21 protein-coding genes and 2 tRNA genes are annotated in these 19,139 nt (G+C 63.0%); 18 read left to right on the forward strand and 5 right to left on the reverse strand.

Annotated features, from left to right (window positions below):
• The first annotated feature begins 1 nt into the window (after nucleotide 1).
• The 6 genes from ACESYO_RS14225 (at nucleotide 2) to ACESYO_RS14250 (ending at nucleotide 4,731) form a co-directional block, all read left to right on the forward strand.
• A tRNA-Val gene (locus tag ACESYO_RS14225) sits at nucleotides 2-77 on the forward strand.
• A gap of 6 nt (nucleotides 78-83) precedes the next feature.
• Nucleotides 84-159, forward strand: a tRNA-Phe gene (locus ACESYO_RS14230).
• Nucleotides 160-315: 156 nt separating this feature from the next.
• Nucleotides 316-1,095: an FAD binding domain-containing protein gene (locus ACESYO_RS14235; RefSeq protein ID WP_373210171.1), complete on the forward strand. Its 780-nt coding sequence runs from the start codon at nucleotides 316-318 to the stop codon at nucleotides 1,093-1,095.
• 3 nt (nucleotides 1,096-1,098) lie between these two features.
• On the forward strand, nucleotides 1,099-1,566 hold the full coding sequence (locus ACESYO_RS14240) for a (2Fe-2S)-binding protein (RefSeq protein WP_058964032.1): 468 nt from the start codon (nucleotides 1,099-1,101) through the stop codon (nucleotides 1,564-1,566).
• On the forward strand, nucleotides 1,563-3,845 hold the full coding sequence (locus ACESYO_RS14245) for a xanthine dehydrogenase family protein molybdopterin-binding subunit (protein WP_373210169.1): 2,283 nt from the start codon (nucleotides 1,563-1,565) through the stop codon (nucleotides 3,843-3,845). The genes ACESYO_RS14240 and ACESYO_RS14245 overlap by 4 nt, the downstream gene beginning before the upstream one ends.
• 154 nt (nucleotides 3,846-3,999) lie before the next feature.
• A complete protein-coding gene (locus ACESYO_RS14250; RefSeq protein ID WP_373210167.1) occupies nucleotides 4,000-4,731 on the forward strand; it encodes a LytR/AlgR family response regulator transcription factor in 732 nt (243 codons plus the stop codon).
• Nucleotides 4,732-5,112: 381 nt separating this feature from the next.
• Here the strand turns inward: ACESYO_RS14250 and ACESYO_RS14255 are convergent, their stop codons facing one another.
• The 5 genes from ACESYO_RS14255 to ACESYO_RS14275 all read right to left on the reverse strand — a co-directional run bounded on the left by ACESYO_RS14255 (nucleotide 5,113) and on the right by ACESYO_RS14275 (nucleotide 9,266).
• Nucleotides 5,113-5,748 (reverse strand): hypothetical protein, encoded by a 636-nt coding sequence (locus ACESYO_RS14255; protein ID WP_373210165.1) that lies wholly within the window; start codon nucleotides 5,746-5,748, stop codon nucleotides 5,113-5,115.
• Nucleotides 5,749-5,750: 2 nt separating this feature from the next.
• The gene (locus ACESYO_RS14260; RefSeq protein WP_373210163.1) at nucleotides 5,751-6,233 is read right to left on the reverse strand and encodes an RNA polymerase sigma factor; all 483 of its coding nucleotides are present in this window, start codon (nucleotides 6,231-6,233) and stop codon (nucleotides 5,751-5,753) included.
• Nucleotides 6,234-6,489: 256 nt separating this feature from the next.
• Entirely contained in the window at nucleotides 6,490-7,284 is a 795-nt protein-coding gene (locus tag ACESYO_RS14265; protein ID WP_373210161.1) for an ABC transporter ATP-binding protein, read from the reverse strand.
• On the reverse strand, nucleotides 7,277-8,194 hold the full coding sequence (locus ACESYO_RS14270; protein ID WP_443983743.1) for an ABC transporter permease: 918 nt from the start codon (nucleotides 8,192-8,194) through the stop codon (nucleotides 7,277-7,279). Before ACESYO_RS14270 ends, ACESYO_RS14265 begins: the two co-directional genes overlap by 8 nt.
• 52 nt (nucleotides 8,195-8,246) lie before the next feature.
• Nucleotides 8,247-9,266 carry an ABC transporter substrate-binding protein gene (locus ACESYO_RS14275; RefSeq protein WP_373210159.1) on the reverse strand — a complete coding sequence of 340 codons (1,020 nt, stop codon included), beginning with the start codon at nucleotides 9,264-9,266 and terminating at the stop codon, nucleotides 8,247-8,249.
• Between the two features lie 298 nt (nucleotides 9,267-9,564).
• Between ACESYO_RS14275 and ACESYO_RS14280 the strand changes: the two genes are divergently transcribed.
• The 12 genes from ACESYO_RS14280 (at nucleotide 9,565) to ACESYO_RS14335 (ending at nucleotide 19,129) form a co-directional block, all read left to right on the forward strand.
• Nucleotides 9,565-10,335, forward strand: coding sequence for a glycosyltransferase family 2 protein (locus ACESYO_RS14280; RefSeq protein WP_283129257.1), 771 nt, complete (start codon nucleotides 9,565-9,567; stop codon nucleotides 10,333-10,335).
• Nucleotides 10,336-10,645: 310 nt separating this feature from the next.
• Nucleotides 10,646-11,533 (forward strand): glucose-1-phosphate thymidylyltransferase RfbA, encoded by an 888-nt coding sequence (gene rfbA / locus ACESYO_RS14285; RefSeq protein ID WP_058964040.1) that lies wholly within the window; start codon nucleotides 10,646-10,648, stop codon nucleotides 11,531-11,533.
• Between the two features lie 13 nt (nucleotides 11,534-11,546).
• The gene (gene rfbD / locus ACESYO_RS14290; protein ID WP_373210157.1) at nucleotides 11,547-12,443 is read left to right on the forward strand and encodes a dTDP-4-dehydrorhamnose reductase; all 897 of its coding nucleotides are present in this window, start codon (nucleotides 11,547-11,549) and stop codon (nucleotides 12,441-12,443) included.
• 26 nt (nucleotides 12,444-12,469) lie between these two features.
• Nucleotides 12,470-13,528 carry a dTDP-glucose 4,6-dehydratase gene (gene rfbB, locus ACESYO_RS14295; RefSeq protein ID WP_058964042.1) on the forward strand — a complete coding sequence of 353 codons (1,059 nt, stop codon included), beginning with the start codon at nucleotides 12,470-12,472 and terminating at the stop codon, nucleotides 13,526-13,528.
• Between the two features lie 66 nt (nucleotides 13,529-13,594).
• Nucleotides 13,595-14,026, forward strand: a complete 432-nt coding sequence (locus ACESYO_RS14300) for a hypothetical protein (RefSeq protein ID WP_058964043.1) — start codon at nucleotides 13,595-13,597, stop codon at nucleotides 14,024-14,026.
• A complete protein-coding gene (locus ACESYO_RS14305) occupies nucleotides 14,023-14,517 on the forward strand; it encodes a GNAT family N-acetyltransferase (RefSeq protein ID WP_276869800.1) in 495 nt (164 codons plus the stop codon). The genes ACESYO_RS14300 and ACESYO_RS14305 overlap by 4 nt, the downstream gene beginning before the upstream one ends.
• 168 nt (nucleotides 14,518-14,685) lie before the next feature.
• Nucleotides 14,686-15,798, forward strand: coding sequence for a helix-turn-helix transcriptional regulator (locus ACESYO_RS14310; protein ID WP_373210155.1), 1,113 nt, complete (start codon nucleotides 14,686-14,688; stop codon nucleotides 15,796-15,798).
• Between the two features lie 86 nt (nucleotides 15,799-15,884).
• Nucleotides 15,885-16,163 carry a hypothetical protein gene (locus ACESYO_RS14315; protein ID WP_373210154.1) on the forward strand — a complete coding sequence of 93 codons (279 nt, stop codon included), beginning with the start codon at nucleotides 15,885-15,887 and terminating at the stop codon, nucleotides 16,161-16,163.
• 96 nt (nucleotides 16,164-16,259) lie between these two features.
• The gene (locus ACESYO_RS14320) at nucleotides 16,260-17,126 is read left to right on the forward strand and encodes a MerR family transcriptional regulator (RefSeq protein WP_276869797.1); all 867 of its coding nucleotides are present in this window, start codon (nucleotides 16,260-16,262) and stop codon (nucleotides 17,124-17,126) included.
• A 276-nt stretch (nucleotides 17,127-17,402) separates the two neighbouring features.
• Entirely contained in the window at nucleotides 17,403-18,596 is a 1,194-nt protein-coding gene (locus tag ACESYO_RS14325) for an MFS transporter (protein ID WP_373210151.1), read from the forward strand.
• Complete coding sequence (locus tag ACESYO_RS14330; RefSeq protein WP_058964048.1) at nucleotides 18,593-18,814, forward strand: hypothetical protein; 222 nt, start codon at nucleotides 18,593-18,595, stop codon at nucleotides 18,812-18,814. The genes ACESYO_RS14325 and ACESYO_RS14330 overlap by 4 nt, the downstream gene beginning before the upstream one ends.
• A gap of 60 nt (nucleotides 18,815-18,874) precedes the next feature.
• Nucleotides 18,875-19,129 carry a hypothetical protein gene (locus ACESYO_RS14335; protein ID WP_373210149.1) on the forward strand — a complete coding sequence of 85 codons (255 nt, stop codon included), beginning with the start codon at nucleotides 18,875-18,877 and terminating at the stop codon, nucleotides 19,127-19,129.
• The last annotated feature ends 10 nt before the right edge of the window (nucleotides 19,130-19,139 follow it).

Below are 19,139 nucleotides of genomic sequence, written 5' to 3' on the forward strand. Positions count from 1 at the left end.
TGGAAGTTTAGCTCAGCTGGGAGAGCATCTGCCTTACAAGCAGAGGGTCACAGGTTCGAGCCCTGTAACTTCCACCAAAAAACGCCTCTGTAGCTCAGTTGGTAGAGCAGGGGACTGAAAATCCCCGTGTCATTGGTTCGATTCCGATCGGAGGCACCACAAAGACCTGTCTTACACACTAAGGCGGGTCTTTTTTTGTGCGCGTGGGGGTCTTTTCTCTCGACAAGGCCCCGCCGCTTTGCTACAATTAAAATGAGAACGAATGCCCTTGACCGGGGCCTTGCTCCGGAAAAAACGGAAAGGAGACTGTGAGGCATGTTTACCGCACAGCAATATGTGAAGGCCGCCACGCTGGAGGAAGCCTGGCAGCTGAACCAGAAGCGCAGCACCACCCTGCTGGCAGGGGGCTGCTGGCTGCGCCTGACCCGGCGCAGAGTGGGCGCCCTTGTGGATCTGAGCGGGCTGGGGCTGGATACCATTGAGGAGACCGAAGGCGAGTTTTCGCTGGGGGCCATGGTCACCCTGCGCCAGCTGGAGACCAATGAGGCGCTGAACGGGGCCTTCGGGGGCCTGTTCAAGGAGATGACCCGCCACATCGTGGGCGTGCAGTTCCGCAACTGCGCCACTCTGGGCGGCAGCATCGCGGCCCGGTTCGGCTTCTCCGACCTGCTCTGCGCGCTGCTGGCGCTGGACTGTGAGGTGGAGCTGTTCAAGGCCGGCCGCATGCCGCTGGAGCAGTACGCCAAGCTGCCCGCCGACCGGGATATTCTGGTGCGCATTCATGTGAAGAAGAACGGCCGCCGCCCGGCCTACCAGACCATGCGCAACGCCGAGACCGATCTGCCGGTGCTGGCGGTGGCCGCCTCCGAGAAGGACGGCCAGGTGCGCGTGGTGGTGGGTGCACGCCCCGCCCGGGCCGAAGTGGTGAACGCGCCGCTGGCCCTCTCGGCAGACAAGACCGCGCTGGAGAGCTTCTGCGAAGCCATGCAGAGCCAGCTGACCTTCGCGGGCAACATGCGCGGCAGCGAGGAATACCGCCGCCATCTGGCAAACGTTTTGACCGGCCGCTGCCTTGCGGCCTTACAGGAGGGCTGATCCATGCAGGTGACCATTCAATTGAACGGCAGACCCTATACCGCCGAAGCCGCGCCGGACACCCAGCTGCTGCATTTTCTGCGGGATGCGGGCTGCAAATCCGTGAAGTGCGGCTGCGAGACCTCCGGCTGCGGCCTGTGCACCGTGCACATGGACGGCAAGCCGGTGCTGTCCTGCAGCGTGCTGGCCGCTCAGGCTGACGGCCACACCGTGACCACGCTGGAGGGCCTGCAGAAGGAAGCCGAGGAATTCGGCGGTTTTCTGGCCGATCAGGGCGGCGAGCAGTGCGGCTTCTGCAGCCCCGGCTTCATCATGAGCGTGCTGGCCATGGGCCGCGAGCTGGGCGCCGACGCCACCGACGAGGAAATCCGGGAATATCTGGAAGGCAACCTGTGCCGCTGCACCGGCTACCAGAGCCAGCTGCGGGCCATTCGCGCCTGGCTGGCCGCAAAGGAGGGCAAAGCACAATGAAATATGTGAATCAGGCCATCCGCAAGGTGGACGCCATGAGCCTTGTGACCGGCAAGCCGGTTTACACCGGCGACATGGTGCCCGCCAACACCCTGATGGTGAAGATGCTGCGCAGCCCCCATGCCCACGCGCTGATCGAGGAGATCGACACCGCCGCCGCCCTGAAGGTGCCCGGCGTGGTGGCCATCTTTACTTATAAAGATGTACCCCAGAGCCGCTTCACCACCGCGGGCCAGACCTACCCCGAACCCAGCCCCTACGACCGGCTGATTCTGGATCGCCGCCTGCGCTGCGTGGGCGACCCGGTGGCCCTTGTGGCCGCCGAGACCGAGGCTGCCGCTGCCAAGGCCGTGGGCCTGATCAAGGTGAAGTATCAGGTGCTGGAGCCCCTGCTGGACTTCACCAAGGCCAAGGACAACCCGATTCTGGTGCACCCGGAGGAGGACTTCAAGGCCCTGTGCCCCGTGGGCGCGGACAACAAGCGCAATCTGTGCAGTGTGGACTGCATGGAGAACGGCGACGTGGAGGCCGAGCTGGCCACCTGCCCGGTGGTGATTGAGCGAACCTTCTACACCAAGGCCAACAACCAGGCCATGATGGAGCCCTTCGTCACCTTCAGCTATCTGGACGAGTACGGCCGGCTCACGCTGGTTTCCTCCACCCAGGTGCCCTTCCATGTGCGGCGCATTCTGTCCAACGCGCTGGAGATGAGCAAGGCCAACATCCGGGTCATCAAGCCCCGCATCGGCGGCGGCTTCGGCGCAAAGCAGAGCGCCGTGAGCGAGGTGTACCCCGCTTTTGTTACCATGAAAACCGGCCGCCCCGCCTGCCTGTGCTTCACCCGGCAGGAGAGCCAGGCCAACGGTTCCCCCCGCCACCAGATGCGCGTCACCGTGCGCATCGGCGCGGATGAGGACGGCACCATCCGGGCGCTGGATGTGAAGGCGCTGTCCAACGCGGGCGCTTACGGCGAGCACGGCCCCACCACCGTGGGTCTGGTGGGCACCAAGTCCATCTCGCTGTACGGCAGCCTGAAGGCCGCCCGCTTCAGCAGCGAGGTGGTGTACTCCAACACCATGGGCGCGGGCGCCTACCGCGGCTACGGTGCGACCCAGGGCATCTTTGCGGTGGAGAGCACCGTGAACGAGCTGGCCGCTCAGCTGGGCATGGATCCCTGCGCCATCCGGGAAAAGAACATGGTTCGCCTGGGCCAGACCTTCGCCATGTACTACGGCGAGAACTGCACCAGCTGCACGCTGGATAAGTGCATGGAAACCGCCAAAAAGATGATGGACTGGGACAACAAGGCCCCCCGTCGGGTGCTGGAAAACGGCCACATCCGCTCTGTGGGCGTGGCCATGGCCATGCAGGGCAGCGGCATCTCCGGTGTGGACATCGGCAGCGTGGAAATCCGCCTGAACGACGACGGCTTCTACACCCTGCTGGTGGGCTGCACCGACATGGGCACCGGCTGCGACACCATCCTCACCCAGATGGCCGCCGATTGCCTGGACTGCCCCATGGAGAACATCTCGGTGCGCGGCGTGGATACCGACCAGAGCCCCTACGACTGCGGCTCCTACGCCTCCTCCACCACCTATGTGACCGGCATGGCCGTGGTGAAGGCCTGCGCCCAGCTGCGGGAAAAGATTCTGGCCCAGGGTGCGAAGATGCTGGACGTTCCCGCCGAGAGCGCCGAGTTCGACGGCAAGCGGGTCTTTGTGCCCGGCACGGACAAGGAAGTGAGTCTTTCCGCCATCGGCTACGCCAGCTTTGAGGGCCACGCCCGGTGCATCTCTGCCTGCGAGAGCCATTCCTCCCCGGTATCGCCCCCGCCCATGATGGTGGGCATGGCCGAGATCGACCTGGATCCCGAGACCGGCAAGATCCAGCTGGTGGACTATGTGGCCGCCGTGGACTGCGGTACCGTGGTGAACAAGAATCTGGCCCGGGTGCAGACCGAGGGCGGCATCGTGCAGGGCATCGGCATGGCCCTGTATGAGGACATCCAGTACACCAAGGCAGGCCGGATGATGAACGACTCCTTCCTGCAGTACCGGATTCCCACCCGTCTGGAGGCGGGCACCATCCGGGTAGAGTTCGAGTCCAGCTACGAGCCCAGCGGCCCCTTCGGCGCCAAGAGCATCGGTGAGCTGGTGATCAACACCCCCGCCCCGGCGATTCTGGGCGCGATTCAGAACGCCACCGGTGTTGCCTTCCACACCCTGCCGGTAAAGCCGGAGGACGTGGTCATGGCACTGCGCAACAAAGCTGAATAAAGCCGGAACGATACAACGCGGCCGGAGCCCCTTTTGACGGGAGCTCCGGCCGCTTTTTGGTTCTGTCAGAATGTTGCGAAGAAACACGAAGGAAAGTTCGCCCTCCGCACGGGTGCCCGGGCTTTTATAATAAAGGAAAGGGGGCGGAGGAAGGATGTATCGGTTTGCGGTGTGTGATGACGACAGCTTTTACCGCTGGCAGCTGGCCCGGCTGCTGCGGAGCTTTGAGCCCTGGCAGAAAACCGGCTGCCGGGTGGACTGCTTTTCCGAGGCGGCGCAGCTGCTGGCGGAATGCGAGCACTGCCGCTACGACGCGATATTTCTGGACGTGCAGATGCCCCGGATGAACGGGCTGGAGGCGGCCCGGCGGCTGCGGGCGCTCTGGCCCTGGGTGCCGCTGGTGTTTGTGTCCGCCTTCTGCGAGTACGCGCCGGAGGGCTATGGGCTGCGGGCCTTCCGCTACCTGTGCAAGGATCGGCTGGAGCAGTGCATGGGCCCCTGTCTGGAGGATCTGCTGGCCCAACGGCTGGCCCCCTGCACGCTGGAGCTGCCGGTGGACGGGGAGGTGTGCCGGGTGAATCTGGCCCGGGTGGAATCCATCCGGCTGGACGGCCACACCGTGGAATTCCGTTTTGCGGACAATACCCTCCCGCTGCCCTGCCGCATCAGCCTTGCCCGGCTGGAGCAGCTGCTGGAGGGGCGGCCCTTTCTGCGCACCCAGCGCAGCTATTATGTGAACCTGTGTCAGGTGCAACGGCTGCGCCGGTTCGAGTTTGTGCTGCGCAGCGGGCGCGGGGTGCCGGTGAGCGAGCGCCGCTATGGCCGGGTGCGGGCGGAGTATCTGGAATGGCAGGCCCGCTTTGAGGAGTGGGCCGCCCGGTTCTGAACTCCCGCCGAAAGACCCTCAAAAAGAAAAAACATCCCCCGTTCCGTGCCAACACCGGCAGGGAAAGCCGGTGTGACACAAGAAAACAACGCCGGAAAAGGCCCGCTTTTGCGGGATTGCAGCGTCAAAGCCCCTTGACAACCACCAAGGGTGCCTGCGGGTCTTTTCCTTGCACTCCCATCAAAATCGGGCCTTTTCCGGTGCGAAGCAGTTCTGCCCCAGGATTTTGGATGCAGAAAGTGCGAAAAGGGGCGGAGCAAGCCTTGGTGGCTTGCCCGCCCCTTTGAACATTTTGTGTGCCAAAATCCTAAGGCAGAACCGTTGTTTTCTTATGCCACACCGGCTAATGGGGGATGCTTTTTGTTTTTCAGGTTGCGTGCGTCATTCGCCGGGGCTGACCAGATAGAGCCGGTAGCTTCCGTCGCGTTCGCCAGCCAGCACAAAGGCAAAGGAGCCGTCCGGGGCAAGGCCGCTGGCCAGAACGTCCGCCCGGGTGTGGCCCTCGCCCTCGGCGGCAAGAATCTCGTCCAGCTGCTCCAGCGCCGCGTCTGCGCCCTCCGCTTCGTCGGCGGGCTGTGTATCGGCAGGCAGGGCGGCTTCGGGGGAGTCCGCCTCCACGGTGGTGTAGGCGGGGGCGGCGGTTTCATCCGGCGCGCCGTTTTCGGCCATGGCGGCTTCCGGGGCGGCGGCCAGCGCAAAGGGCGCGGCCTCGGGGGCCACGGCGGCGCTGCTTTCCGGCATCTGGCGGGTGGCAACGCGGGGGCTGGCCTGATCCGCTGCGGTGGCCCCGCCCGAGACGGAGGTCAGGCTGCGGGCCGCGGCCGGAATCACCAGCAGGCAAATGGCGGCGGCGGTGGCCAGCGGAATGGCCCGGCGGCCGAAGGGAATGATCCGGCGGGGCCGGGAAGCCTTTTGGGCCGCGGTCTCCGCCTGCATCTTTTCCAGAGTGGCTTGCTTCCAGCGCTGGCCGGCGGCTACTTTTTCCATGGCGCTTTTGTAATCCTTGGAGTCGGGCATGGTCAAAAGTCTCCTTTCAGCGTGTCTTTCAGAAGGGCCCGCCCCCGGGAAAGCTGGCTGAGCACGGTGTTCTGCTTGGAGCCCAGCAGCGCCGCGATCTCGGCGGTGGAATAACCCTCGATGTAATGCAGATAGATCACCTGCCGGTATTTCATGGGCAGGGCGGCCACCGCGTCCAGCACGGTGTTTTCTGCGGGGGTGAAGGGGGTGGAGAGGTGCTCGTCCAGCGGGGCGCTGCGGCGCACCCAGGCACTGCGAAAGTGGCTTTTGCACCGGTTGATGGTGCAGCGCAGCAGCCAGGCCTTCTGATGCTCGGCGGAATCAAACTGCGGCGCATGACGCACCAGATTCAAAAATACTTCCTGGGCAATGTCCTCCGCGTCCTGCGGGTTTTTTACCAGACCGAAGGCGGCCCGGAACACGGTATCGCCAAACTGCTCCACCGCCGCTTCCGGGGTGAAGGCAGGCATCTGGGCCGTTTCCACGGGGCAGGCCCCCCTTTCTCATACAGAATACAACACAACTGGCCCTATTATTGCACGGATATTTTGGATTGTAAAGGAAAATGGGCGAAAAGCGCCCCCGACCCATCCTGCCCCGCAGGCTTCTGCCCGCAGAGGGATGCGCCGGGGGCGCCTTTCGTTCTATTTCCTCTGCCCCGGTTGGCCATTGGGGGCCGCCCCGCACAGCGGCGAGGGGCCCCCAAGGCAGCCAATCGGAGGGGAAAGCGATGAAAATGAATCAGGACAAGAGCAGCTTGTCGTCCGCTTCGCTGGAGCCGCTGGCCTGATTGAACTTCTCCAGCAGATCCTCCACGGTCAGGCGGCGCTTTTCCTCGCCCCGCACGTCCACCACCACGCGCCCGTCATACAGCATGATGAGCCGGTTGCCGTGGGCAATGGCGTCGCGCATGTTGTGGGTGATCATCAGGGTGGTCAGATTGTCCCGCCGGACAATCTGTTCGGTGGCCGAAAGCACCTTGGCCGCGGTTTTGGGATCCAGCGCGGCGGTGTGCTCGTCCAGCAAAAGCAGCTGGGGCTTTTTCAATGTGGCCATCAGAAGCGTCAGCGCCTGCCGCTGGCCGCCGCTGAGCAGGCCCACCTTGCTGGTGAGCCGATCCTCAAGGCCCAGATCCAGAATTTTAAGCAGCTCTCGGTACTGCTCCCGCTCGGCCCGGCTGATGCCGGTGCGCAGGCCCCGGCGCTGGCCGCGGCGGGCGGCGAGGGCCAGATTTTCCTCGATCTGCATGGTGGCCGCGGTACCCATCATGGGATCCTGAAAGACCCGGCCGATGTAGGGCGCGCGTTTGTATTCCGGCAGGCGGGTCACATCCACCCCGCCGATGGAGATGCTGCCCTCGTCCACGGTGTAAGCGCCGGAGATGATGTTCAGCATGGTGGATTTGCCCGCGCCGTTGCCGCCGATCACGGTGACGAAATCGCCGTCCGCCAGCGAGAGATTCAGCCCCTGCAGCGCTCGCTTTTCGTTCACGGTGCCCGGGTTGAAGGTTTTATAGATGTTTTTCAGTTCAAGCATGGCTGCCCGCTCCTTTCCCGGTGCGTTTTGTGAAGTACCGGCCCTTCCAGTAGGGCACGGCCAGGAACAGCGCCACGATCAGGGCGGTGATGAGCTTCATGTCGTCGCTTTTGAGACCCAGCAGAATGACCACCTGATACACCAGATAGTAGATCAGCGAGCCGAACACCACGGCTAGCAGCTTGAGCGCGAAGTTGCGGAACACTTTGGAGAACAGCACCTCGCCGATGATCACCGCCGCAAGGCCGATGACGATGGCGCCGCGGCCGCTGTTCACGTCCGCGAAGCCCTGATACTGGGCCAGCAGCGCGGCGGAAAGAGCCACCAGACCGTTGGAGAGCATCAGCCCCAGCACGGTGGTGAAATTGGTGTTGATGCCCTGAGCCCGGGCCATGTTGGGGTTCGCGCCGGTGGCACGCACCGCGCAGCCCTGCTCGGTGCCGAAGAACCAGTACAGGGCACCGATGGTGGCGGCGGTGAAGAGCACGCACACCAGAATGGGGTTGGACAGCGCCGCCTCCCGCACGTTGCGGGCGCTCACCAGCAGGGGGTATTTGTCCACGCTGATGGGCCGGTTGGACTGGCCCATGATGCGCAGGTTCACGGAATATAGCGCCAGCTGGGTGAGGATGCCGGCCAGAATGGCGGGAATGCCGCAGGCAGTGTGCAACAGGCCGGTGACAAGCCCCGCCGCCATGCCTGCCAGAAAGGCGGCCACCAGCGCGGGCCAGGGGTTCCAGCCTCCGGTCACCAGCATGATGAACACCGCGCCGCCGGTGCACATGGTGCCGTCCACCGTCAGGTCGGCCACGTCCAGAATTTTATAGGTGATGTAAACGCCGATGGCCATGATGCTCCAGATCAGGCCCTGGGCGACCACGCCCGGCAGGGCGTTCAGAAGTGTGTTGATGAACAAGAAAAGCTCCTCCTAAAGCCGGGAATCAGGCCCGGCGGATGATGGATCATTCCGCTTCAATGGCGGTGTAGCCCTCGGGGATGGTTACGCCCAGCTGCTCGCACAGGGCAGCGTTGTACATCTTGGTGAAGGTGGGGGCGGACTGCACCTCCATGGTGGTGATGTCCGCTTCGCCGGTGAGGATCTTGGCGGCCATCTCACCGGTGGTGCGGCCCAGCTCGTAATAGTCGATGGACAAAGTCGCCACGCCGCAGCCGCTGCAGATACCCTGCTCGCCTGCCACGATGGGAACCCCGGCGGGCACCGCGATGTTGGCGATCAGCTCGGTGTTGTTGGCGGCGGTGTTATCGGTGGGGATGTAGATCACGTCACTGGCCGCGCAGGCGCTGGTGCACACAGCGGACAGATCGTTGGTGTCCGAGAAGGAATACTCGGTGCAGGTGTAGCCCAGCTCGGTGAGGTATTCGGTGATCACGTTCACCTGATACTTGGAGTTGGGTTCCGCCGAGCAGTAGAGCAGGCCCACGTTCTTGGCGTCCGGGAACAGCTCCTTGATCATGTCGGCCTGACCGTCCAGCGGGGCCAGATCGGTGGTGCCGCTGATGTTGCGGCTGGAGGAGCCGGTCCAGTCGGTCACGTCCAGCGCGGTGGCGTAGTCGGTGATGGAGGTGCCCAGAATGGGAATGCTGTCGGTGGCTGCGGCCGCCGCCTGCAGGGGCGTGGTGGCGTTGGCCAGAATCAGATCCACATCCGAGGACACAAAGCTGTTGATGATGGTGGCGCAGTTGGAGTTATCGCCGGAGGCGTTCTCCACATCGAAGGTGACGGCGTCGCCAAAGGTCTCGGTGAGGGCATCCTGAAAGCCCTGGGTGGCGGAGTCCAGCGCGGGGTGCTGCATCAGCTGGCACACGCCCACCCGGTAGGACGCGCCCTCGGCGGAGCCGGATGCACCGGACGCAGTGGAAGCGGTGGACGCAGCGGAAGAAGTACCGCCGGAGCCGCAGCCGGCCAGAGTGGCCAGCATGGCGCAGGCCAGAACGCCTGCCATGGTCTTGCGAAGTTTCATGTGTGGTTCCTCCCTGTGAAAAAAAGAAGTTCACTTTGCCGCCACAATGAATTGCAGCAGTAAAGTGCAAGGTGCTGGAAAAAGGCCGCTGCCGGCCTTGGCTTTATTCTAGTAAAGTTTTACGGTTCTGTCAACGGGGAACGGGCAAAAAGGCAAAAAAAAGGCGGCCGCGGCCCCGAAAAAGGGCACAGGAGGGGTGAAAAAGGGCATAAAACGGCGCGGGCGGCGGTTTTTCCTTGTAGATACGGGCAAAAAATGCTATACTAAAATAGACTAATTACGCTTGGAGGATGCCCGAATGAGGAAGATCAGCGCCTGCATCGTGAGCTATAACGGAGCCGACGAGGTGATCCGGGCGGTGGAATCGCTGCTGAAATACACGAAGGACTGCGCGCTCACGGTCTATCTGGTGGATAACGCCAGCCCGGACGGAGCCGGCGAAACGCTGGAGCGGCAGGGCTTTCCCGAAAACGTGAAGGTCATCCGGCTGCCGGAGAATCTGGGCTTCGGCAAGGGGCACAATCAGGTGCTGGGCCTGCTGGACAGCGAGTATCATTTTGTGCTGAACCCGGATATTTTTATCGATAGCAACGTGCTGCCCGCCATCTGTGACTGGATGGATAGTCACCCGGATGTGGTGATGGCCACCCCGAAGCTGCTGTTCCCGGACGGGCGGGTGCAGATTCTGCCCAAGCGCAAGCCGAACATTCTGGGGCTTGCGGCGCGGCAGGGGGTACCGGGCCTTAAAAAATTCGGTGACCGGTACGCCATGCTGGATGAGGACCTGAGCGTGCCCACGGCCATCGAGTTCTGCACCGGCAGCTTTTTCTGCATGCGCACCAGCGTGTACAAGGCCATCGGCGGGTTTGACGAGGGCTACTTCATGTATGTGGAGGACGCGGACATCACCCAGAAGGCCCGGCAGAAGGGCTTTGTGTATTATCTGCCCCAGTTCACGGCCTATCACGCCTGGCACCGGGCTCCGAACAAGAGCCTGAAGCCCTTTTTGCAGCAGCTCAAAAGCATGGGCCGCTACTTTAACAAATGGGGCTGGCGTTTGGGCTGCTGAAACAGGCCCTGCCCCCGCTCTCTCGCAGCGTTCCGAACGCCGAAAAAACGGCTGGCAATGCTTGCGGGGGAAGAAATTTCGATTTTTCCCAACTTACGGGATGCAGGTTCAAGGCAGTCGGCGGCCATCGCTGAGGAAAGCCCGGTGCGGTGGGCTTGCGGATCAGACGTAACTTCCGGTCGAGTCCGGAAAAAAGTCGAGTCCGCTAAAAAAGTATATAGCGGCTGTAGCTCCGCTTTGTGTTAAGCTGCGCAAATTTTTTAAAATGGCCCGGGCATGACCCGGGCGGAAAAAGGAGCGTAATGCTATTATGAAAGGTATCATCCTTGCCGGCGGCGCAGGCACTCGCCTGTATCCGCTCACCATGGTCACCAGCAAGCAGCTGCTGCCGGTGTACGACAAACCCATGATCTACTACCCCCTGTCCACGTTGATGCTTGCCGGCATTCAGGACATCCTGATCATCTCCACCCCGGAGGACACCCCGCGGTTCGAGCATCTGCTGGGCGACGGCAGCCAGTACGGCCTGCACCTGTCCTATAAGGTGCAGCCCAGCCCGGACGGCCTGGCTCAGGCCTTTTTGCTGGGCGAGGAATTCATCGGCGACGACTGCTGCGCCATGATTCTGGGCGATAACATCTTCTACGGCAACGGCTTCTCCCGCATTCTGAAGAATGCCGTGAAGAACGCCGAGGAAAACGGCCGCGCCACCGTGTTCGGCTACTATGTGAACGACCCCGAGCGGTTCGGCATCGTGGAATTCGACGAGACCGGCAAGGTCATCAGCGTGGAGGAAAAGCCGAAGGAACCCAAATCCAACTACGCCATCACCGGCCTGTATTTCTACGACAACCGGGTCAGCGCCCAGGCCAAGCAGGTGAAGCCCAGCGCCCGCGGCGAGCTGGAAATCACCACCCTGAACGCCATGTATCTGGAAGAAGGCAAGCTGGACGTGCAGCTGCTGGGCCGCGGCTTTGCCTGGCTGGACACCGGCACCATGGACAGTCTGGTGGACGCCGCCGACTTCGTGCGCATGGTGGAAAAGCGGCAGGGCATCAAGATCAGCGCCCCCGAGGAAATTGCCTACAAGAACGGCTGGATCAGCAAGGAAAAGCTGCTGGAAAGCGCCGAGCGTTACGGCAAGAGCCCCTACGGCGAACACCTGAAACGGGTTGCCGACGCAAAGATCAAATACTAAGGGAGGCCTTTGCATGAAGATCCTCATCACCGGCGCCAGCGGCCAGCTGGGCACCGAGATCCAGCGCCAGCTGAAAAACGGCGGCAGCGCCCTGGGCTGTGTGCCTGAGCGGCTGAAAAACGCCACCGTCATCGCCACCGACGTGGCCGAGCTGGACATCACCGACCGGGACGCCACCATCGCCTTTGTGCGCCGCCATCAGCCCGATACCATCATCAGCTGCGCCGCCTTCACCAACGTGGACGGCTGCGAGACAAACCCCGAGGCCGCCTTCAAGGTGAACGCCATCGGCGCTTCCAATCTGGCGCAGGCCGCCGAGCGCATCAACGCCCGGCTGATCCACGTCTCCACCGACTATGTGTTCCGGGGCGAGGGCGACAAGCCTCTGGACGAGAGCGAGCGGGTGGACCCCAAGAGCGTCTACGGCAAAACCAAGGCCCTGGGCGAGGAATATGTGAAGAATTTCTGCCACCGGTACTTCATTGTTCGCACCGCCTGGCTGTATGGCTACGCGGGCAAGAACTTCGTGAAAACCATCGTGAACGCGGGCAAAAAGTTCGGCAGGCTGGAGGTAGTCAGCGACCAGCTGGGCAACCCCACCAACGCCGAGGACCTGGCCCATCACATTCTGCAGCTGGCCGTCAGCCACGACTACGGCGTCTACCACTGCACCGGCGAGGGCGTCTGCTCCTGGTACGAGTTCGCCAGCGAGATCATCCGCCTTTCCGGCGTGGATGCCACCGTGGCCCCCTGCACCAGCGCGGAATATTCCGCCAAGCACCCCGCCGCTGCCGACCGCCCCGCATGGAGCGCGCTGGAAAACCGGATGCTGGCCTGCACCGTGGGCAACCACATGCGGGACTGGAAAGAAGCTCTGGCCGATTTCTTCGCCCACTGGAACGGCGAATAACTGATAACATAAGGAGTATATAAGAGATGAAACGCTATCTCATCACCGGCTGCGCCGGCTTTATTGGTTCCAACTTTGTTTACTATATGTTGAACAAATACAAGGAAATCCAGCTGGTAAACCTGGATAAGCTCACCTACGCGGGCAACCTGGAAAACCTGAAGGGTGTGGAAGGCGACGAGCGCCACATCTTCGTGCAGGGCGATATCTGCGACCGGGAGCTGGTAAGCGGCCTGTTCGAGAAATACGATTTTGATTATGTGATCAACTTCGCCGCCGAGAGCCATGTGGACCGCTCCATCACCAACCCTGAAATCTTCGTGGAGACCAACGTGCTGGGCACCGTGAACCTGCTGCAGTGCGCCAAGAACGCCTGGTTCAAGGACGGCAAGTGGGCCGAGGGCAAGAAGTACATTCAGGTTTCCACCGACGAGGTGTACGGCTCCCTGGGCGAGGACGGCTACTTCATGGAGACCACCCCGCTGTGCCCCCACAGCCCCTACTCCTCCTCCAAGGCCAGCGCCGACATGTTCGTGATGGCCTTCCACGACACCTACGGCATGCCGGTGAACATCACCCGCTGCTCCAATAACTACGGCCCCTACCAGTTCCCCGAGAAGCTGATCCCCCTGATGATCAACAACGTGAAGCATCACAAGCAGCTGCCCGTGTACGGCGACGGCATGAACGTGCGCGACTGGCTGTATGTGGAGGATCACTGTAAGGCCATCGACATGGTGGCCGAGGGCGGTCGTGACGGCGAGGTTTACAACGTGGGCGGCCACAACGAGCGTCCCAACATCTTCATCGTCAAGACCATCATCAACCAGCTGCACGATCGCCTGAAGGACGAGGGCATCAACGAGGGCCTGATCAAGTATGTGGCCGACCGTCTGGGCCACGACCGCCGCTACGGCATCGACCCCACCAAGATCAAGGAAGAACTGGGCTGGTACCCGGAGACCACCTTTGAGGTTGGCATCGTAAAGACCATCGACTGGTATCTGGCCAACGAAGAGTGGATGAACAACGTGACCAGCGGCAACTACCAGAAGTACTACGAAGAGATGTACAAGAACAAGTAAACCGCAACAAAACGGGCCCTTCGGCAGCACGAAGGGCCCGCTGTGGTATCAAGGAGGAATACGCCCATGAAAAAACGGGATCTGTTGATTCTGGCCTTCCTGCCCACCGTGGCGGGCATCGTGCTGTTCAATCTGGTGGTGCTGCTTGGCGGCAGCGAAGCGGCTTTGTACGGGCTGCAGACCGTGCTGTCGGTGGCGCTGCTGGCCGGCTGGTACGGCGTGGGCCGCTGGGCCGCCGGGCAGGACAAGCGCCCCTGGCCGGGTTTCGCCCTGCTGCAATGGTGGGGCGCGGTGAGCGTGGTGTTCGGCTTTGTGCCCTCGGTGGCGGTGCTGGGCTCCCTGAGTCAGATGTACGGCGCCTGTATGAGCCTGCTGCTGACCCCGACGGCCGATCTGCTGGGCGGGGCGTATCTGCCCCTGCAGGCATTCCTCACGCTGGCCCTCACCAGCGCGGCCTACCTGCTGGGCTTTGCCGCAAAGCAAAGGAGGAGCCTGTGAGTGAATTTGTAATGCAGCGGGCCACGCGGGCGGATCTGCCCGCCATGAAGGCCCTGTATGCCCATGCCAGAAAATTTATGGCCGAGCAGGGCAACCCGGGCCAGTGGGGCGACTCCTACCCGGATGAAGCCCAGCTGACGGAGGACATCGACTCCGGCTGCGCCTGGCTGTGCCGGGAAAACGGCGAATTGCTGGCCGCCTTCTATCTGGCCCCCGGCCCGGACGAGGACTATGCCGTGATCCGGGACGGCAGCTGGCTGGAAGAAGAGCGGCCCTACTGGGTCGTGCACCGGGTGGCCTCCTACGGCGGCAGGGGCGCGGCGGCCTGGTGCCTTGACTGGTGCTGGCAGCGGTGCGACAACCTGCGCATCGACACCCACCGGGACAACCTTCCCATGCAGCGGCTGCTGGAAAAATGCGGCTTCGGGCTGCGGGGCGTGGTGAGCTGCCGCCACGGCGGCGAGCGGCTGGCCTACCAGAAGCTGCGGTGATCGAAATATAGAGCGAAAGCGCGTCCCAAGCGGGACGCGCTTTTTTGCGCTCTTTTTTGCGGCAAAACCGGCGATTCCCGCCTTCCGGGAGCAAATTCCCGCCCGGCGGGGTGGCGGTGGGAGGGGATTCCTGCTACAATGAAGCCGGAACGAAAGGAGGGGCCGAGGATGGAACCCGGAACGGAATTCAGAATGGAGCAAAGCTTCAGCGAGCGGCTCAAACGCTACCGCAAGGAAAGGAATCTGACCCAGCAGCAGCTGGCGGACGCGCTGGGCGTGAGCAACAAAAGCGTCTCCCGTTGGGAGTCGGGCGGGGGCTACCCGGACGTGCCGCTGCTGGTGCCGCTGGCAAGGGCGCTGGGGGTTACGGCGGATGACCTGCTGGATGCGGAAAAGCCGGTGCGGGCGCTGACCCGGGCGGACTGGCAGGGGCTGCTCTCCTTCGCCTTTGCGCTGGGCGGCGGGCTGCTGTTTTATCTGCTGGCCACCTTTGCGCCGCTGCTGGTGTGCTATGCGGTGTATCTGGTCTGCCTTTGCTACGGGGCCTATCTGCAGCGGTACCACGCCCGCCACAGCCGGTGGTTCTGGCTGGGGGCCGCGGGCATGAATGTTGCGGTGAATTTTTCCGCCGCGCTGGGCTTTGTGGCGCTGGCGCAGGTTCTGGTGCAGATGGGCCCGGCGGCGCTGCTGGCACAGATTGAGATGGACCTGGGCGCCGGGAATCTCTGGATGACGCTGCTGCTTTCCGGAGCGCTGGCGGTGGGCGTCACCGCCCTCACTGTGACCCTGCTGCACCGCCGGTTTGCCACCGGCGCGCCGGAGGGGGCCGTGCTGGGCTGGCACATGCCCCGGGGCCGGGCGCTGCTGCCGCTGTTCGGCTTTGCGCTGCTGGCCGGGTTCTGGGCCATGTATCTGTGGCCGAAGCTGCCGCTGGTGCTCTGGCAGCGGCAGGGCTGGCTGTTTGCCGGGCTGTTGGCGGCGCTGGCGCTGGGCTACGGGCTGGCGCTGAAACGGAAGCCGCTGGAGCTGCTGCTGGCCTGGCTCACCCTGACCATGAGCGGCGGGGTCTGGTGGCTGCGCCAGCTGGATCATGTGGCCTGGGTGCAGAGCCTTTCCTCCGGCAAGCTGTTCGAGTGGAACTCCGGGCTGAACATGGAGAAGTATCTGCCGCTGATCCAGCCGCTGCCCGCCCTCTTCGCGGTGCTGGCGGCGCTGGCGGCAATCTATCTGCTGGCGGCGGGCCTGACGCTGCGGGAAAATAAGCAAAGCAGTGAGGCGTAAGGCCTCACTGCTTTTTTATGCCCGGATTGCCGCCGCGCCGGATGCCATGCTACAATGGGAAAAAGACTCCAAAGGAGGAAGGAAACATGAAGCTGGCACGAATCCTTTCGCTGGCGGTACTGGTGGCGGTGCTGTTCGTCACGGTGGATCTGGGCATCAACTGTCTGGGGGCGCTGGTGCCGGAATTGCAGGACGGCATCCCCTATTACAGCCTGCTGCAGCGGTGGTTCGGCGTGTGGGAGGGCGAGATACGCACCCGGCCGGATTTCTTCTTTGTGTTCCGCCGCTGGCTGTGGATCTCGTTTGCGGTGTTTGTGGAAAACGCTGTGCTGTGGGGCATCCACATCTGGAAACAGGGCCGCTGAAATTTTTCCGGCGCAAATTTTCAAAAAACCATTGACCTGGCATCTGGTGCATCCCTTATGCTGAGGGTGCAAAACACAGAGCAGGAGGCGAATTTCATGAACGCAAAGCAGACCGAAGCGGCCACCGGCATCTCCCGGCGGAACCTGCGCTTTTACGAGGACCAGGGCCTCATCCACCCCCACCGCAACCTGGGCAACGATTATCGGGACTACACGGAACAGGACATCCGGGACTTAAAGCTGATCCGGGCGCTGCGCATGCTGGATGTGCCGCTGGAGGAGATCGGGGCCTGCCTGACAGGCAAAACCACGCTGGCCCAGGTCTCCACGGCCCAGCGGTTCCGGCTGGAGCAGCGGCAGAAGGAGCTGGAGGCGGCCATCCGCTTTTGCCGGGAGCTGCAAAGCGCCCCGCAGCCGGACGAGGAATTTCTGGATGGACTGCTGGACCGGATGGACGCGCCGGAAAACCGGGCGGGCCTGTTTGCAGAATGGACCCGGGACTACAAAAAGGTGGCGAAGGCCGAGGGGAAAAAGGTGTTCACCTTCACGCCGGACGACCCGGTGACAAACCCGGCGGAGCTGACCATGGCCCTCTGCCGCTACGGTGAGCAGCAGGGGGTGAATCTGGTGGTGACCAAGGAGAGCATGGCCCCGGAATTTGAGATCGACGGCATTCCCTATACCGCCCAGCTGGTCTGGTGGCGGATGGGGCCGGGGATTCTGCTGATTGTGCGCTGCACCGCCCTGCACCCGGAGCAGCTGGAAAGCGATGTGCCAAAGGCCCGCAGCCGCTGGATGAAGCTGGTGCACTACGGCTGGCCGGTGGCGCTGTTCGTGCTGCTGTGGGCGCCGCGGGTGATCGACGCCGACCCGGCCAACCGGCCGGAGGTGGCACTGGCGGGCGCGACGCTGATGGTGACCATCACGGCCATGTACTGGGTGTTCCGCCACTTCAAAAGCTGAAACGGCTTGCGTGACGCGGGCCGCCATGGTATGATGAGGGCAGAAATAACGGAAAGGAGGGCGCGGCCATGGGATGGAAAATGCGCACGGTTCGTGTACAAAAAGGCAACGAAATGGCGGTTCCGGCTCGAAGTGCGCCCTTTTTTCGGTCAGAACGCTGCCGCCGTGCCTGAACAGGCCAGGTTTCCGGGCATTTCCCGGGAAGCTTTTTGTGCAATGGATCCTTTCCGAAACAGGGCGTGAACACGCATCTTGATTCGGAAAGGATTTTTTGTTATGAAGATCAATCATCAGCTCCGCGCGCTGTATTTTCTGGAAGCGGTGAGCGGATTCGGGTTTGCCCAGGTGATCTGGGTGGTGCTGCTGGCCGGGCGGGGCTTTTCGCTGGCCCAGATCGGTCTGGCCGAGGGGTTTTTCCATCTGGTGAGCCTTTTGTGTGAGGTGCCCAGCGGCATGGCGGCGGATCTTTTGGGCCGCAGGCGCACGCTGGCCGCCAGCATGGCCGTGCGGGCGCTGGCCTGCCTTGCCATGATCGCCAGCTGGGGCATCGGGGGCGTCTGCCTTGCCATGGGGCTTTCGGCCCTTTCCTACAATCTGATCAGCGGCACACGGGAGGCCATCACCTACGACAGCCTGCTGCAGGCGGGCCGGGCCGGGGACTATGAACGGGTGGCCGGGCGAATGGGCGTTCTTTACCGGGCGTCCGCCGTGGGCTGTGCCCTCTGCGCCGGGGCGGCGCTGGCTCTGGGCTGGCGGCTGGCCTACCTGACGGATTTTGCCGCCGCTCTGGCGGGGTTTGTGTTGGCGCTGGGGCTGGCGGAGCCGCCCCACGGGCAGGCTGCGCAGGGCACGATTCGGGAGTTTTGGCCCCGGCTGCGGCAGCATGTGGCCGAGACCGGCGTGTTTTTGCGCCAGAACCCGGCGGCGGAAAAAATGCTGCTGGACGGCGCCTGCGGCTGCTGCGCCTATTTCGGGGGCCAGCTGTTGCAGCCCCGCCTGATGGAACTGGGCCTTCCCGCCGGGCTGCTTGGGCCGGTGCTGGCCCTGCTGCCGCTGGCGGGCGCGGCGGGTTCCGCGCTGGCCGGCCGGATGGGCGGGCGCTTTCGGTTTCGCAGTGTGGCGCTGCTGTGCGCGGCGGGCATCGGGGGCAGCCTTGCGCTGGCGGGTGCGCCGGTGCTCAGTCTGGCACTGGCCGCCGGAGCCGCCGCCATCTTTTGGGACGGCGTGCTGGAGGTGAAGATGACCGCCCGCCTGAACCGGGATTTCCCCAGCGACCGGCGGGCCACGCTGGTGAGCGTGCAGAGCATGGCGTACAGTCTGGCCATGCTGCCGGTGAGCCCGCTGGCGGGCGCACTGTGTGACAGGCTGGGCTATTCCGGCGGCATGGCGGCGCTGGGCCTTGGATTGCTTTCGCTGGTGGCGGCGGGCATGGCCGCACATCGTTGCAGAAAAGGGAGGAAACGGGAATGAACTGGAAAAAACACGTCCGCACCGGGCTGAATCTGTTTATGGGAACCATGGCCGGGGTATTTCTGGGCAGCAGCCTGTACACCTGTTGGGAGCGGGTGGCGCGGCCCGGGCTTTACGCCATGATGAGCGCGCCCTGGTACACCTCCATCCTGCTGCACGCCCTGGTCACGGCAGTGTGCATCGGTCTGGCACTGGTGGTCAGGCGGGCGCTGCGCTGAGCATGCGCAGGCACAAGGTCTGAAGGGATAAAAAGATATTGAAAAAGGAGGCGGTACGGAATGAAAAAAGGAAAATGGTGGCTTTTTGCGGCAGCTGCGGGGTTGACGGCAGTGCTGCTGGTGCCGGTTCGGGTGAATTTGAAGGACGGGGGTAGCGTTCGGTATCAGGCGCTGCTTTATGAGGTCACCAAAATCCATCAGCTGGCACCGGAGGTGAAAGGAGTCAAACCCTATATTGACGGATTTGAGGTCAAGCTTTTGGGGTGGACGGTTTACCGGGAAACAAACGAAGAAATGCTGAATGCCAGTGCATAAAAACAGAACC

The organism is Allofournierella massiliensis (genome assembly GCF_964241245.1).
Taxonomy (GTDB): domain Bacteria; phylum Bacillota; class Clostridia; order Oscillospirales; family Ruminococcaceae; genus Allofournierella; species Allofournierella massiliensis.

Coding starts and splice junctions, on each gene's coding strand:
- ACESYO_RS14235 (WP_373210171.1), top strand. CDS start 316: ATGTTTACCGCACAGCAATATGTGAAGGCCGCCACGCTGGAGGAAGCC.
- ACESYO_RS14280 (WP_283129257.1), top strand. CDS start 9,565: ATGAGGAAGATCAGCGCCTGCATCGTGAGCTATAACGGAGCCGACGAG.
- ACESYO_RS14315 (WP_373210154.1), top strand. CDS start 15,885: ATGAAGCTGGCACGAATCCTTTCGCTGGCGGTACTGGTGGCGGTGCTG.
- ACESYO_RS14330 (WP_058964048.1), top strand. CDS start 18,593: ATGAACTGGAAAAAACACGTCCGCACCGGGCTGAATCTGTTTATGGGA.
- ACESYO_RS14335 (WP_373210149.1), top strand. CDS start 18,875: ATGAAAAAAGGAAAATGGTGGCTTTTTGCGGCAGCTGCGGGGTTGACG.
- ACESYO_RS14310 (WP_373210155.1), top strand. CDS start 14,686: ATGGAACCCGGAACGGAATTCAGAATGGAGCAAAGCTTCAGCGAGCGG.
- rfbB (WP_058964042.1), top strand. CDS start 12,470: ATGAAACGCTATCTCATCACCGGCTGCGCCGGCTTTATTGGTTCCAAC.
- ACESYO_RS14300 (WP_058964043.1), top strand. CDS start 13,595: ATGAAAAAACGGGATCTGTTGATTCTGGCCTTCCTGCCCACCGTGGCG.
- ACESYO_RS14275 (WP_373210159.1), bottom strand. CDS start 9,266: ATGAAACTTCGCAAGACCATGGCAGGCGTTCTGGCCTGCGCCATGCTG.
- rfbA (WP_058964040.1), top strand. CDS start 10,646: ATGAAAGGTATCATCCTTGCCGGCGGCGCAGGCACTCGCCTGTATCCG.
- ACESYO_RS14245 (WP_373210169.1), top strand. CDS start 1,563: ATGAAATATGTGAATCAGGCCATCCGCAAGGTGGACGCCATGAGCCTT.
- ACESYO_RS14255 (WP_373210165.1), bottom strand. CDS start 5,748: ATGCCCGACTCCAAGGATTACAAAAGCGCCATGGAAAAAGTAGCCGCC.
- rfbD (WP_373210157.1), top strand. CDS start 11,547: ATGAAGATCCTCATCACCGGCGCCAGCGGCCAGCTGGGCACCGAGATC.
- ACESYO_RS14325 (WP_373210151.1), top strand. CDS start 17,403: ATGAAGATCAATCATCAGCTCCGCGCGCTGTATTTTCTGGAAGCGGTG.
- ACESYO_RS14265 (WP_373210161.1), bottom strand. CDS start 7,284: ATGCTTGAACTGAAAAACATCTATAAAACCTTCAACCCGGGCACCGTG.
- ACESYO_RS14240 (WP_058964032.1), top strand. CDS start 1,099: ATGCAGGTGACCATTCAATTGAACGGCAGACCCTATACCGCCGAAGCC.
- ACESYO_RS14320 (WP_276869797.1), top strand. CDS start 16,260: ATGAACGCAAAGCAGACCGAAGCGGCCACCGGCATCTCCCGGCGGAAC.
- ACESYO_RS14250 (WP_373210167.1), top strand. CDS start 4,000: ATGTATCGGTTTGCGGTGTGTGATGACGACAGCTTTTACCGCTGGCAG.